The sequence below is a fragment of the Micromonospora sp. NPDC051006 genome, assembly GCF_044456245.1.
Taxonomy (GTDB): domain Bacteria; phylum Actinomycetota; class Actinomycetes; order Mycobacteriales; family Micromonosporaceae; genus Micromonospora.
Genome location: NZ_JBITFP010000031.1, coordinates 24,261 through 37,622, shown reverse-complemented (window position 1 = coordinate 37,622; position 13,362 = coordinate 24,261). Strand labels below are relative to the sequence as shown.

Genomic DNA, 13,362 nt, shown 5'->3' with positions numbered 1-13,362 from the left:
GAATGTCATGTCGGTCCGAGTCCTGCACGTCACCGGTGCCCGGCCCAACTTCCCGAAAGCCTCACCCGTCGTCCACTCACTGCGGGAGCACGGCGTCGACCAACGGTTGGTGCACACCGGCCAGCACTACGACGAGCGGATGTCGGAGGTTTTCTTCCGGCAACTCGGCCTGTCAGAGCCGGACGTCAATCTCGGTGTGGGCTCTGGCACTCATGCCGTCCAGACCGGCGCGATCATGAGGGGGCTCGAACGCCTCCTGCTGCACGATCCTCCTCGCCTCGTCGTGGTCTACGGCGACGTCAACTCCACCCTGGCCGGCGCGCTCGTTGCCGCCAAGCTGGGGATTCCGTTCGCGCACGTCGAGGCCGGCTTGCGCAGTTTCAATCGCACGATGCCGGAGGAGATCAACCGACTGGTGACCGACCGGCTGGCGGACCTGCTCTTCGCCACAAGCCCGGACGCGGTAGCGCACCTCGGTAGTGAGGGCGTGCCCTCGGAACGGATTCATTTCGTCGGCAATCCCATGATCGACACTCTCCTCGCGAACCTTGACCGGTTCGATGTGGTGCGGGTCCGCGCGGCGCTGCGGCTGCCCGAGCGCTACCTCGTCGCCACCCTGCACCGTCCGGGCAATGTGGACGACGCTGGCGACGCCGCCGAGTTGACCAAAGCAGTGCATGGGGCGGCAGATCAACTGCCGGTCGTCATGCCGGTCCATCCCCGAGGACGGGCCAGCCTCGCGGCTGCTGGGATGTTCGACCACCCCCGAATCCAGGTGGTCGAACCGATGGGATATGTGGAGTTTCTGAGCCTGGTGCGGGGTGCAGCGGTGGTGATCACCGACTCGGGCGGTGTGCAGGAGGAGACCACCATGCTCGGCATCCCGTGCCTCACCCTCCGACCAGACACCGAACGACCGGTGACCATCACCCACGGCACGAATCGACTGGTCGACCGAGCCGGTTTGGCAGCAGCGGTGCAAGCAGCTCTTGAAACTCCGCGTCCGACCCGGTCGGCTACGCCGCCACTGTGGGACGGACGAGCTGGTGAGCGGATCGCAGACGTGATCCTCGACTTCCTCTGAGCGTTCGCACGAACCGGCCGATTATCCATATTAAACCGGGCAACAACATGAATGTCCATTGCGCCCAGTTTACATCCGGTATAAGGAAGACATGGGGATCAGAAACAGCCACCCAACCACGATGCCCCCAGCCGGCGACCGCAGCATAGATCTCGTCGTGCTCGGTACCTCCGGGCACGCACGTGAAGTGGTCTCGATCGCCGAGCTGCTCGCCGGGCACCGCGTACTCGGCTGCATCGGCCCCCGACCAGCCGATGGTGATCGTCTGCCGGTGCCATGGCTTGGAGACGACCACTGGCTGGCGCAGGCCCCGGGCGATGTGCGGTACGTGATCGGAATCGGCTCCAGTCGGATCCGTGCGCGGCTGGACCGGACCGCCCGCCAACACGGCCGACGAGCTGGCTCGCTGGTACACCCGGCGGCGACATCCGGCCCCCGGAACCTGTTCGGCGAGGGCACCGTGCTGTGGCCGGCCGCGGTCATCACCACGGACGTCACGCTCGGTCGACACGTCCACATCGGCACGAAAGCCAGCGTTGGGCATGACTCGACGCTCGGCGACTTCGTCACTCTCCTGCCCGGCTGCACCGTAGCCGGGCGCACTCGGATCGAGGCGGGCGTGACCGTCGGGGCCGGAGCAACGGTCATCGACGGAATCTCGATCGGGGCCGGAGCAACGGTCGGCGCCGGCGCCGTCGTCATCCGGGACGTACCCGCTGGCGCCGTCGTCGTCGGGGTTCCGGCCAGGGAGTTGCGCCCGGAAGAGGTCCGGGACGACGCCCCGGAGCCGAGTCAAATTCCAGTTATGAGAGGCACAGCATGGGACGAGTAGCACTGATCACCGGGATCACCGGCCAGGACGGCAGCTACCTGTCGGAGCTCCTGCTCAACAAGGGTTACACGGTGCACGGGATCAAACGACGTTCGTCCAGCTTCAACACCGAGCGCATCGATCAACTGGACGTCCACCCGCGCCACCCGGACGCGCGCCTGTTCCTGCACTACAGCGACCTCGCGGATCCTGGCTCACTGACCTCGCTGCTGCGCGACATCCGCCCCGACGAGGTCTACAACCTCGGTGCGCAGAGCCACGTGCGGGTTTCCTTTGACATCCCTGGATACACCGCGGACGTCACCGGCGTCGGCGCGATCCGGATGCTCGAGGCCAGCCGGGTGGCCGGCATCGACTGCCGGTTCTACCAGGCATCGTCGTCGGAGATGTTCGGCTCCACTCCGCCGCCACAGCATGAGGGCACCCCGTTCCACCCACGCAGCCCGTACGCCTGCGCCAAGGTCTATGCCTACTGGTCCGCGGTGAACTACCGCGAGTCCTATGGCATGTACTGCGCCAACGGCATCCTGTTCAACCACGAGAGCCCGCGACGCGGGGAGAACTTCGTAACCCGCAAGATCACCCGAGCGGTCGCCCGAATCGAGGCGGGGATTCAGGACAAGCTCTATCTCGGCAACCTCGACGCGGTCCGGGACTGGGGCTACGCGCCGGAATACGTTGAGGCCATGTGGTTGGCCCTCCAACAGGACAAGCCCGATGACTACGTCGTGGCCACCGGCGAGGGGCACACGGTGCGTGAGTTCGTCGCGGCCGCGTTTGACCACGTCGGCCTGGACTGGCAGCAGTACGTGGTGACCGACCCGATCTACTTCCGACCGGCCGAGGTGGACGCGCTCATCGGCGACTGCCGCAAAGCGCGGCAGTTGCTCGGCTGGGCTCCCAAGACACTCTTTGCGGATCTTGTACGGGTCATGGTGGACGCGGACCGTCAGCTGCTTGAGGACGAGCGGATGGGCCGGCTCGTCCGGGTCGATCGATGAGGCTCCGGGTCGACGCCACCCCGATCCGCCCCGGGCACTCGGCGGGGGTCGCGACGTTCACCACCGGTCTGCTCAACGGCCTGGCCGAGGGCACCGGGCATGAACTGGCGGTGACCGCCCTGAAGGGCACCGTGGACAGTTGGCGTCAGTTGGTTCCCGACACCCGACTCGACTGGTCCGAAGCCGCCCTGGCGTTGCGTACCGACAACCCGGTAGGCGACCTGCTGCGCCGCTGCACCCCGCGGCGGGTGCACTCGTCGCTGGCCATGCGTCGAGTGATCAACATGATCCGGCAGCGCGCCCGGGCCTCCGCTCCGGACGACGCGGACGTGACGCTGCACCCGTTTCACTGCGTGCCGATCGGGCGCGGCCGCAATGTCGTGGTCGTGCACGACCTTCGGCACCTGCACCCCGATTTCGGCTCGGCGGGCTACGCGGCGGTCATCGGTGACAACGTGGCTCGCGCCGACGCCGTCGTGGTGTCCTGGCCACACCCCTATCGGCAGGTGTGCAACGCTTTCCCCGGGGCACGGGACAAGACAGTGTTGATTCCCCCGCCGACCTTCCAGGCGGCTCCGGACAGGTCACTCGCCGCGCCGGAGCCCGACCTGCTGGTGTACCCATCGTCAACCGGTCCGCACAAGAACCATCGGACTCTGCTGGAGGCGATGGCCCTCCTACCCGAGTTCCGGTTGGTCTGCCCCGGCCCATTACTTCAGCCCGAGGCGCAACGCCTGCTCGCGCGAGCCGCCGAGCCGGAGCTGCGGGGGCGGGTCAGCTTCCCCGGCTACGTCTCCACCACTCAGCTGCACACGCTGTACGCTCGCGCCGCCGCGATGGTCATGCCGTCGCTGTGGGAGGCGGCAAGCGGCCCCGCCTTCGAGGCGTTCAGTTGGGGACTGCCGCTGATCTGCGCGGACGTCGAACCACTGCGTGCGCAGCTGGAATTCGTTGACGGCGAGGCGGGCATGTTCTCGCCCACCGACCCGGTGTCGCTGGCCAACGCGGTACGGCGGGTCCTCGCCGATCGAGAGCATTACGCCGCGGCCTCGGTGCGCGCCGGACACCGGCTGGCCGGACGCACCTGGGTCGACACCGCCCGCGACTACGACGCGGTGCTGGAGTGGGTCGCGGCCGACACGCCGGGCCCGGTCCCACGATCAACCTTCATTTCCGACCCTGTCGGCAGCGGGGAGCCAGAATGAGTGACGCGAAGCGGTACCCGGTGGCCAGTCCGAGCCTTTCGGCGCTTGAGGAGCGCCATCTGCTCGAGGCGCTACGCAGCGGCTGGATTTCGTCGCAGGGACCGTACCTGCGCCGTTTTGAGGAGGAGTTCGGCGCCCGCTGCGACGTGACGGACACCGTCGCCACCAGCAACGGCACTGTGGCGTTGCATCTGGTGCTCGCGGCGGCCGGGATCGGTCCGGGCGACGAGGTGATCATCCCGGCCCTGACCTACGTAGCGACGGCCAACGCGGTCGCCTACTGCGGCGCGCGGCCCGTGTTCGTGGACGTGCATCCCGACACCTGGTGCATCGACCCGGAGCAGGTGCAGGCGTCGGTGGGCCCGCGGACCCGCGCGGTGATCGCCGTGGACCTCTACGGCCACCCCGCCGACTATCCGGCGCTGCGGGAAATCTGTTCCCGGCACAGTCTGCTGCTGGTCGCTGATGCGGCCGAGTCGTTCGGTGCATACCTGAACGGCCAGCCGACCGGCTCGTTGGCCGACGCCAGCACCTTCTCCTTCTTCGGCAACAAGGTGATCACCTGTGGCGAGGGGGGCTGCGTCACCACTTCCGACCGCGCCCTCGCCGACCGCATGCGGCTGCTGCGCAACCAGGGGATGGATCCCCAACGCCGATACTGGTTTCCGGTGATCGGCTTCAACTATCGGATGACCAACCTCGCGGCCGCGCTGCTCTCTGCCCAACTGACCCGCGCTGACGACATCATTGCTCGGCGTGAGCAGGTGATTAGCACTTACGAACGCGAGCTGGCGGATTCGCCACTGCAGCGCCAGCCGATCGCGTCGGCGGTGCAGCGGGCCCCCTGGATGGCATCCTTCCTGGTGGCGGGCGACGACACGGCGCGGGATCGGCTCGCCGAGGCGCTCGGTCGACTCGGGGTGGAGACACGGCCCTTCTTCGTGCCGGTCTCAGCGCTGCCCGCATACGGCGAGGACAGCAGCGGCCAGCCGGTCTCCACCGATCTGGGTCGGCGCGGGATCAACCTACCCACGTACGCCGACCTCACGGACACCGACCTTAAAGTGATCGTCGAGCGGGTACGGGCAGCTCTCGACACGCTCGCCTGAGCGAGATAGCGGCCAGGCTGCGAGCGGTCAGATCGGCTGCGGCACGGGCCGGAGGGCGGTCTGGCCTCGTCGCAGCAACACTACATAGCTGCACCCCCAGACCACCGCGCTTGCGAGCGCCATCACCACCATCACGACGGCGGCACCCCGGGCGCCAAACAGGAGCGCACCGGCCAGCACCGCGGGCACCCGCGTCAGTCCCAGCAACGTGCCGAAGAGCAGCGCGCGGGAACCCGCGCGTTCGACTCGGTGTCCGGCGAAGCCGACCGTTGCCGCGACGGTCAGCAGGCTCTCCAGCGCCAGCAGCGGCAGCAGGGGGTCAGCACTCTCCCAGTTCGGCCCCAACAACCGTAGGCCGGCCTCTTCGGGCAGCAGTACGACCGCCGCGGCAAGCGGGGTTGCGCCACCGACGACCAGTGCCGTCACTCGCGCGGCGGCTCGGATCTTGACCCCAGGGGGCTTCTCCAGCGACCGAGCCAGGTAGGGGATGATCAGAGCTCCGGCGGTGCTCAACAGCAGGTTTACCGGTCCGAGGACGGTACGCCCCGCACTGAGAGCGCCGACCACAGCGGCGCCCGAGCCAGCGGCGACCGCGGTCAACGCAAGGTGAGCCGACCCGGTGGTGACGAGGAACTGCGTACCGAAGCTCGCCGCGAGTCTCGTCTCCGCCCGACCGAGCCGCCACGCCGGCCTCATGTTGTGGCCCTGGTACCACGTCGTGGCGCCGCCGAGCAGGACTCCGGAGCCCGCCCAGATCGCAAACACCACCAGCGGGCCGACCACCCCAAGCAGCCCCAGCAGTGCGGCCAGCAGGGTCAGGCCGGCCCACAGCAGCTCCTGAACGCAGGCCAGCCTCGGCCTGCCGATACCCAGGCTGACCGCCTTGGTGTAGTCGTAGAGCACGAGGCCGGGTAGGGCCAGAGCGGAGACGAGCAGATAATGCGAACCGGTGGCGAGCCCCGCCGCCAGCACGGGGACCGCGGCGAGCCCGCCAACCGTGAGCGCTCGGGCCGACCCGTCCCGCGCCACGGCGGTCGCCGGTGCGGCGGCGAGGACGGAGTCCGTGACCACCGCCCTGGTCAGGCCGGAGGCCAGGATGTACGCCGAGAAAGCGAGTGCGAACCAGCCGACGCCGGCGACCGTCTCGTGGCGGGCGACGGTCACCGAGAGCAGGAGATTACCCGCACTGGATAGGCCACCGACGACCAAGGCACGGGACGCCCGTCCGCTGGTGATCCGCCTTATCAGGGCCCGGAAGCCGGACCGGGCACGCAGCCCGGGTGTCATCGCGCCGGCCAGGCCGGCATCCTGCTTGGGTCGAGATGCCTGCGCTGCCGGGCGTCCGGCTCCTTGGCAGACCGGGTCGCAAACAGCATCGCGAACACCGGCAACGCCGAGACTGTGTACTGGATGAAGGCGATCATGGTGTCGGGGTAGGTGCTTGACCAGAGCAGTGGACCACCCATCGCGAAGCAGAGCACGGAGAGCCGAGCCGGGCCGGGTGCCCTCCGCCATCGCAACAGAACCAACGCGACGAGCGACCAGCAGGCGTGGAAGACCACCACCCCAACCGGGCCACTGAAGAAGTAGATGTTGCCGAGCGCGAGGAAGTTGTATGACGAGTTGGCGCCGCCACCAAGGTACTGGTTGATGTCCGAGCCGGTGGTGATCGGTGGACGGTCCGGATCGACCAGCCGGGGCAGGAGACCATATCGGGCGTACTCCGCCAGCTTGGGCTGATGCAGGTCGACCGGCACGTCAACGGCGGCCACCTGAGCTAGTTGTATGTCGACCCGGAGCCGTTCCGTCGCCGTACTCTCCTGGGCGACCGCAACTCCGCGGTTCTCGCGCAGATCGTTGCGCAGCGCGAACATGGTCGGCCAGGCGAGGAAGAGCACCACGGCCACGACCACCAGCAGACGAGCGCGGAACAGGCCGCAGAGCGCCCCGACGCTCGCCACGAAGAAGAGGTACCCGAGCATCGGGGCCAGGATCGCGGTGAACGAGGCAACGGCAATTTGGGCGCCGACCAGAGCGAGGGTCCAGGCATAGACGCCGCGGCGCCCGGTCCGGCCGCCGAGGAAGCTCGCCAGGAGCAGCCCGAAGGCAAGGAACTTCCAACCGACGACCAGCGACGTGAGGCTCGCCAATGACGACGAGGAGCCCTCGCTGGCCAACTGGCTCACAATGGTGCCCCGCCCGGCGTACGCACCGGCGAGGTCGGCGACGATGCTGACCACCGTCACCAGCCGAGCGATCAGATAGATGTGGGGAGATCGAGAGTTGGCCCGCCGCAACGCCTGCGGCCATCCAGGCGACGGGCGTGCCGCGAGGAGCGCGAACGTCTCCAGGGTCAGGGTTCCCGCCAGAGCCAGGGCGAGCACGCGCAGGATGAAGCCGGTCTCCGGGTTGTCGTTAACCACCGCGGTCGGCACGATCAGCACGGCGTATGGCGCCAAGACGACGGCGCTCACCGGATAACGCCGCAGCACTGCGGCAAAGTAGTCCCGCAGGCGGGCGCCGTTTGGGCCCCGCCCGACCGCGACTCCTACCCGGTGCCGGCCCTGGTCCGGCATCCAAGGAGAACGAGGGCCTCGGCGCACCAAACCGCCCACCCGGGCGGTTCCCTCCGGACTGGACAACACCCCACCGGCAGGGCGCGTCACGACGCCCCCTCGACGTCCCGCTTGCATGTGCTCACCTGTACGCAACGAGGACATCACGGACAGGTCACGGACCCGCACGGCGCGGGCTCTCCGTGGCGGCGACGACCGCTCCGGATGGCAGCGCTCCACGGCCCGCCGGCGCACCTGCCGGTACGCCCGTCCGGTCCCGTCCGGATGTGGTGAGCTGTAGACATGAACCGCACCCTGCTCGGGCTGGTGCTGCACCCGACGCGGGACGTCACCGAGATCGTCGGGATCATCGCCGACTGGGCCGCCCGGCACCGCAAGGGCCTCGCCGTGCGCTCGGCGGACCGGCACCGGGTGCCGGCGAGTGTCGAGGCGCTACCCGAGGACGAGCTGCCCCGGCGGGTCAGCGCGTTGATCAGCATCGGCGGGGACGGCACCATGCTCGGCGCGCTCCGGATGGTGGTCCGTGATCCCAAGCCGGTGCTCGGCGTACACCTGGGTCGGCTCGGCTTCCTGGTCGAGGTGGAGCCGCCGGAGCTGCCGGCGGCCCTGGACCGGCTGAGCAACCACGACTTCACGGTGGAGGCGCACAGCTGCCTGGTCTGCGACGTCTGCGGCGACGACATCGTGGCCTTCAACGACGTCGCGCTGGTCCGCCATCCCGGTGCCGGCTTCGTCAACGCCACCCTGGCGGTGAACGGGCAGCGCTACGGCTACTACCGCTGCGACGCGCTGGTGATCAGCACCCCGACCGGCTCGACCGCGTACAGCTATGCCGCCGGCGGCCCGTTGGTCTCGCCGGCAGCGCAGGCGGTGGTGGTCACCCCGTCCGCGCCGATGGCGGGCATCTCGCGCTCGGTGGTGCTCTCTCCCGACGAGAAGATCCGTCTGGAGCTGGAGCCGGACTCCGCGCCGGTCGCCGTGGAGATGGACGGCGTGGTGATCCGGGAGGCGGCGACCGAGGGGACCCTGGATGTCAGCTTTCGCCGCGAGGCCGGGCTGGTGGTCCGCCTCGACCCGCGCCGCTACCAGGAGCGCAACCAGCTCAAGCTCAGCCTGCTGGATCTGCCGCTGCTCCCGGAGCAGCTGCGCGAACTGCTGCCGGAGGGGCTGCGCGAGCAGCTCAACCGGCGGGAACTGCCCCCACCCCGCTGAGCCGCGGTTCAAATCTGGAGCAGTTCGACAGGCTTCGGGCAGGCCGGCGCCGCCGGCGCGAGGCGGAGCCCGGCGCCGCCGGCGCGGAGGCCGGCGGCGCGCGTCGCTCAGGCCTGCTTGAGCACCTCGGCGACGAGGTCCTTCGCCTCCTGCTGGATCCGGGTCAGGTGCTCCGGCCCCTGGAACGACTCGGCGTAGATCTTGTAGACGTCCTCCGTGCCGGACGGGCGCGCCGCGAACCAGCCGGACTCAGTGGTCACCTTGAGCCCGCCGATCGGCGCGCCGTTGCCGGGAGCGGTGGTGAGGGTGGCGGTGATCCGCTCCCCCGCCAGCTCGGTGGCGGTCACCTGCTCCGGGGAGAGTTTGCCGAGCACCGCCTTCTCCTCCCGGGTCGCCGGGGCGTCGATGCGGGCGTAGGCCGGGGCGCCGAAGCGCTCGGCCAGCTCGGTCCAGTGCTCGCTGGGCGTCCGGCCGGTGGTCGCGATGATCTCCGAGGCGAGCAGGCAGAGCAGGATGCCGTCCTTGTCGGTGGTCCAGGTGCCCCCGTCGCGACGCAGGAACGAGGCGCCGGCGCTCTCCTCGCCACCGAAGCCGACCGCGCCCTCGAGCAGCCCGGGCACGAACCACTTGAAGCCGACCGGCACCTCCAGCAGCGGGCGGCCCAGGTCGGTGGCGACCCGGTCGATCATCGACGAGGAGACCAGGGTCTTGCCGACCGCCGCCGCCGGACCCCACTGCGACCTGGTCCGGAACAGGTGCCCGATCGCCACGGCCAGGTAGTGGTTCGGGTTCATCAGCCCGCCGTCGGGGGTGACGATGCCGTGCCGGTCGGCGTCCGCGTCGTTGCCGGTGGAGACCTGGTAGTCGGCGCGGGCGGCGATCAGCGAGGCCATCGCGTTCGGCGACGAGCAGTCCATCCGGATCTTGCCGTCGCCGTCGAGGGTCATGAACCGCCAGGTCGGGTCGACGGTAGGGTTGATCACGGTGAGGTCGAGGCGGTGCCGCTCGGCGATCTCGCCCCAGTAGGCCACGCTCGCCCCGCCGAGCGGGTCGGCGCCGATCCGGACCCCGGCGGCGCGCACCGCGTCGAGGTCGAGCACCGCCGGCAGGTCGTCGACGTAGCTGGCGAGGAAGTCGTACGTCCCGGTGGTCTCGGCGGCGCGGGCCCGGGCGTACGGGACGCGCCGGACCTCGGCGAGCCCGCCGACGAGGATGGCGTTCGCCCGGTCCTGGATCCACTTCGTCACGTCGGTGTCGGCCGGCCCGCCGTGGGTGGGGTTGTACTTGAACCCGCCGTCGTCCGGCGGGTTGTGCGACGGGGTGATCACGATGCCGTCGGCGAGCCCGCTGGTCCGACCCCGGTTGTGGGTGAGGATGGCGTGCGACAGCGCCGGGGTGGGGGTGTAGCCGTCCCGGCTGTCCACCAGCACGGTCACCTCGTTGGCGGCGAGCACCTCTAGCGCGTCGACGGTGGCCGGGGTGGAGAGCGCGTGGGTGTCCCGGCCCAGGAAGAGCGGGCCGTCGACGCCGTGCTCCCGCCGGTAGTCGCAGAGCGCCTGGGTGACCGCGACGATGTGGTCGGAGTTGAACGCACCGCGCAGGCTCGACCCCCGGTGGCCGGAGGTGCCGAAGGAGACCTGCTGCGCCGGGTCCTGCGGATCGGGGTGCTCGGCGTAGTAGGCGGTCACCAGCCGGGGCACGTCGACCAAGTCGGCGGGCTCGGCCGGCTGGCCGGCACGGGCGTGGGTCACTGCGGGGTCCTCCTCGGGAATTTCGAAACGGTCAGGGCTCGACGCGCTGACCCTTGCCGATCACCACGATGCCGTTGTCGGAGACGGTGTAGCGCTGCCGGTCCTTCTCCAGGTCGACGCCGATCTCGGCGCCCTCCGGAACGAAGACGTTCTTGTCCAGGATGGCCCGACGGACAACCGCGTGCCGGCCGATCTCGACGCCCTCCATGAGTACCGCGCCGTCGACGTGCGCCCAGGAGTGCACCTTGACCTTGGGCGAGACGACGGAGTTCTCCACCAGCGAGCCGGAGATCACCGCGCCGGGCGAGACCATCGAGCCGACCGCCCGGCCGACCCGCTCCCCCCACTGGTGCACGAACTTCGCCGGCGGCCAGGGCGGCTGCTCGGTGTAGATCGGCCAGTCGAAGTTGTAGAGATTGAAGACCGGGTGCACGTTGATCAGATCCATGTGCGCGTCGTAGAACGAGTCGAGCGTCCCGACGTCGCGCCAGTAGCCGCGGTCGCGGTCGGTGCTGCCCGGCACCTCGTTGTCGCGGAAGTCGTAGACGTTCGCCTCGCCCCGCTCGACCAGCATCGGGATGATGCTGCCGCCCATGTCGTGCTTGCTGGTCTTGTCGGCCGCGTCGCGCTCCACCGCCTCGCAGAGCGCCTTGGTGGTGAAGACGTAGTTGCCCATCGAGGCGTAGATCTCGTCCGGCGCGTCGGGCAGGCCGACCGCGTCGGTGGGCTTCTCGCGGAACGCCCGGATCCGCCGGCCGTCCTCGCCCACCTCGATGACGCCGAACTGGTCGGCCGTCGACAGCGGCTGCCGGATGCCGGCGACCGTCACCGCCGCGCCGGAGGCGATGTGGTCCTCCACCATCTGCCGGGGGTCCATCCGGTAGATGTGGTCGGCGCCGAAGACGATCACGTAGTCAGGCTGCTCGTCGTTGATCAGGTTGAAGCTCTGGTAGATGGCGTCGGCCGAGCCGGCGAACCACCACGGTCCCCGGCGCTGCTGCGCCGGCACCGGGGTGACGTAGTTGCCCAGCAGCGTCGACATCCGCCACGTCTTGGTGATGTGCCGGTCCAGTGAATGCGACTTGTACTGAGTCAGCACGACGATCTTGAGATAGCCGGCGTTGGCCAGGTTGGAGAGGACGAAATCGACCATGCGGTACATCCCGCCGAACGGGACGGCCGGCTTGGCCCGGTCCGTGGTCAGCGGCATCAGGCGCTTGCCCTCTCCGCCGGCCAGGACGATCGCGAGCACCTTGGCAGCCATGCTCAGACGCTATCCATAGCCGTCCGACTTCACCACTCGTACGGGCACACTTCTGCACTAGGGTGCGGGCATGACCGACTCCTCCCCGGCCACCGGACAGCTCCGCGTCGATCTGCTCACCCGCGAGTACCCGCCGGAGGTCTACGGCGGAGCCGGGGTGCACGTGGAGTACCTGGCCCGGGAGCTGCGTCGGCTCACCGACGTCCGGGTGCACTGCTTCGGAGCGCCCCGCAGCGAGCCGGGGGTCACCGCGTACGCCGAACCGCCGGGGTTGACCGGCGCGAACGCCGCGCTGCGCACGATGGGTGTGGACCTGGAGATGGCCGCCGGCTGCGCGGGCACCGACGTGGTGCACAGCCACACCTGGTACGCCAACCTGGCCGGGCACACCGCGAAGCTGCTCTACGGGGTGCCGCACGTGGTCACCGCGCACAGCCTGGAGCCGCTGCGGCCGTGGAAGGCCGAGCAGCTCGGCGGTGGCTACGAGCTCTCCTCGTGGTGCGAGCGGACGGCGGTGGAGTCCGCCGACGCGGTCATCGCGGTCAGTGAGGGGATGCGGCGTGACGTGCTGACCGCGTACCCGGCGGTGAACCCGGACCGGGTCCGGGTGGTCTACAACGGCATCGACACCCGGCAGTACGCGCCGGATCCGGGCACCGACGTGCTGGACCGGCTCGGCATCGACCCGGCGCTGCCCAGCGTGGTCTACGTGGGCCGGATCACCCGGCAGAAGGGTCTGCCCTACCTGCTGCGCGCCGCGCGCGAGCTGCCGACGGACACCCAGCTGGTGCTGCTCGCCGGCGCGCCGGACACCGCGGAGATCGCCGCGGAGGTGGAGGGTCTGGTCGCCGAGCTGCGGGCGAACCGCTCCGGGGTCGTCTGGGTGGCCGAGATGCTGCCCAAGCACGAGGTGATCCAGGTGCTCACGCACGCCACGCTCTTCGCCTGCCCCTCGGTCTACGAGCCGATGGGCATCGTCAACCTGGAGGCGATGGCCTGCGAGACGGCGGTGGTGGCGACCGCCACCGGCGGCATCCCGGAGGTGGTCGCCGACGGCGAGACCGGCCTGCTGGTTCCGATCGAACAGGCCGGCGACGGGTCCGGCCGGCCGCTGGACCCGCAGCGTTTCGTCGCCGACCTGGCCGCGCGGATGAACGAGCTGCTGGCCGACCCGAAACGGATCACCGAGTTCGGTCTGGCCGGCCGGCGCCGGGCGGTCGAGCACTTCTCCTGGGACGCGATCGCGGCGCGGACCCTGGAGGTCTACCGGTCGGTGGGAGCGGCCGGCTGAGCCGCGCGGAAGCGGATCACACGCAGTAGGTTGGCGG

Annotated in this window: 11 protein-coding genes; 7 read left to right on the top strand and 4 right to left on the bottom strand. The window is 69.6% G+C overall.

Annotated features, from left to right (window positions below):
* Positions 1-7: 7 nt before the first annotated feature.
* The 5 genes from wecB (at position 8) to ACIBBA_RS30685 (ending at position 5,231) form a co-directional block, all read left to right on the top strand.
* Positions 8-1,084 carry a non-hydrolyzing UDP-N-acetylglucosamine 2-epimerase gene (gene wecB, locus ACIBBA_RS30705; protein WP_396701961.1) on the top strand — a complete coding sequence of 359 codons (1,077 nt, stop codon included), beginning with the start codon at positions 8-10 and terminating at the stop codon, positions 1,082-1,084.
* A 91-nt stretch (positions 1,085-1,175) separates the two neighbouring features.
* Entirely contained in the window at positions 1,176-1,916 is a 741-nt protein-coding gene (locus tag ACIBBA_RS30700; protein ID WP_396701959.1) for a NeuD/PglB/VioB family sugar acetyltransferase, read from the top strand.
* Entirely contained in the window at positions 1,904-2,917 is a 1,014-nt protein-coding gene (gene gmd, locus ACIBBA_RS30695; protein ID WP_396701956.1) for a GDP-mannose 4,6-dehydratase, read from the top strand. Before ACIBBA_RS30700 ends, gmd begins: the two co-directional genes overlap by 13 nt.
* Positions 2,914-4,122, top strand: coding sequence for a glycosyltransferase (locus ACIBBA_RS30690; RefSeq protein ID WP_396701954.1), 1,209 nt, complete (start codon positions 2,914-2,916; stop codon positions 4,120-4,122). The genes gmd and ACIBBA_RS30690 overlap by 4 nt, the downstream gene beginning before the upstream one ends.
* A 20-nt stretch (positions 4,123-4,142) precedes the next feature.
* Positions 4,143-5,231, top strand: coding sequence for a DegT/DnrJ/EryC1/StrS family aminotransferase (locus ACIBBA_RS30685; protein ID WP_396701952.1), 1,089 nt, complete (start codon positions 4,143-4,145; stop codon positions 5,229-5,231).
* A gap of 27 nt (positions 5,232-5,258) precedes the next feature.
* Here ACIBBA_RS30685 and ACIBBA_RS30680 read toward each other — a convergent pair whose 3' ends face one another.
* A complete protein-coding gene (locus ACIBBA_RS30680) occupies positions 5,259-6,395 on the bottom strand; it encodes a hypothetical protein (RefSeq protein ID WP_396701950.1) in 1,137 nt (378 codons plus the stop codon).
* A gap of 119 nt (positions 6,396-6,514) precedes the next feature.
* Positions 6,515-7,705, bottom strand: coding sequence for a hypothetical protein (locus tag ACIBBA_RS30675; RefSeq protein WP_396701948.1), 1,191 nt, complete (start codon positions 7,703-7,705; stop codon positions 6,515-6,517).
* A 384-nt stretch (positions 7,706-8,089) separates the two neighbouring features.
* Here ACIBBA_RS30675 and ACIBBA_RS30670 point away from each other — a divergent pair, with 384 nt between their 5' ends.
* The gene (locus ACIBBA_RS30670) at positions 8,090-9,019 is read left to right on the top strand and encodes an NAD(+)/NADH kinase (RefSeq protein ID WP_396701946.1); all 930 of its coding nucleotides are present in this window, start codon (positions 8,090-8,092) and stop codon (positions 9,017-9,019) included.
* A 107-nt stretch (positions 9,020-9,126) separates the two neighbouring features.
* On the opposite strand, the gene pgm is transcribed toward ACIBBA_RS30670, so the two are convergent.
* Complete coding sequence (gene pgm, locus ACIBBA_RS30665; protein ID WP_396701944.1) at positions 9,127-10,770, bottom strand: phosphoglucomutase (alpha-D-glucose-1,6-bisphosphate-dependent); 1,644 nt, start codon at positions 10,768-10,770, stop codon at positions 9,127-9,129.
* A gap of 31 nt (positions 10,771-10,801) precedes the next feature.
* Positions 10,802-12,034 (bottom strand): glucose-1-phosphate adenylyltransferase, encoded by a 1,233-nt coding sequence (gene glgC, locus ACIBBA_RS30660; RefSeq protein ID WP_396701942.1) that lies wholly within the window; start codon positions 12,032-12,034, stop codon positions 10,802-10,804.
* A gap of 70 nt (positions 12,035-12,104) precedes the next feature.
* On the opposite strand from glgC, the gene glgA reads away from it, so the two are divergent.
* Positions 12,105-13,325, top strand: a complete 1,221-nt coding sequence (gene glgA, locus ACIBBA_RS30655) for a glycogen synthase (protein ID WP_396701940.1) — start codon at positions 12,105-12,107, stop codon at positions 13,323-13,325.
* Positions 13,326-13,362: the final 37 nt, after the last annotated feature.

Coding starts and splice junctions, on each gene's coding strand:
- wecB (WP_396701961.1), top strand. CDS start 8: ATGTCGGTCCGAGTCCTGCACGTCACCGGTGCCCGGCCCAACTTCCCG.
- ACIBBA_RS30700 (WP_396701959.1), top strand. CDS start 1,176: ATGGGGATCAGAAACAGCCACCCAACCACGATGCCCCCAGCCGGCGAC.
- gmd (WP_396701956.1), top strand. CDS start 1,904: ATGGGACGAGTAGCACTGATCACCGGGATCACCGGCCAGGACGGCAGC.
- ACIBBA_RS30690 (WP_396701954.1), top strand. CDS start 2,914: ATGAGGCTCCGGGTCGACGCCACCCCGATCCGCCCCGGGCACTCGGCG.
- ACIBBA_RS30670 (WP_396701946.1), top strand. CDS start 8,090: ATGAACCGCACCCTGCTCGGGCTGGTGCTGCACCCGACGCGGGACGTC.
- glgC (WP_396701942.1), bottom strand. CDS start 12,034: ATGGCTGCCAAGGTGCTCGCGATCGTCCTGGCCGGCGGAGAGGGCAAG.
- glgA (WP_396701940.1), top strand. CDS start 12,105: ATGACCGACTCCTCCCCGGCCACCGGACAGCTCCGCGTCGATCTGCTC.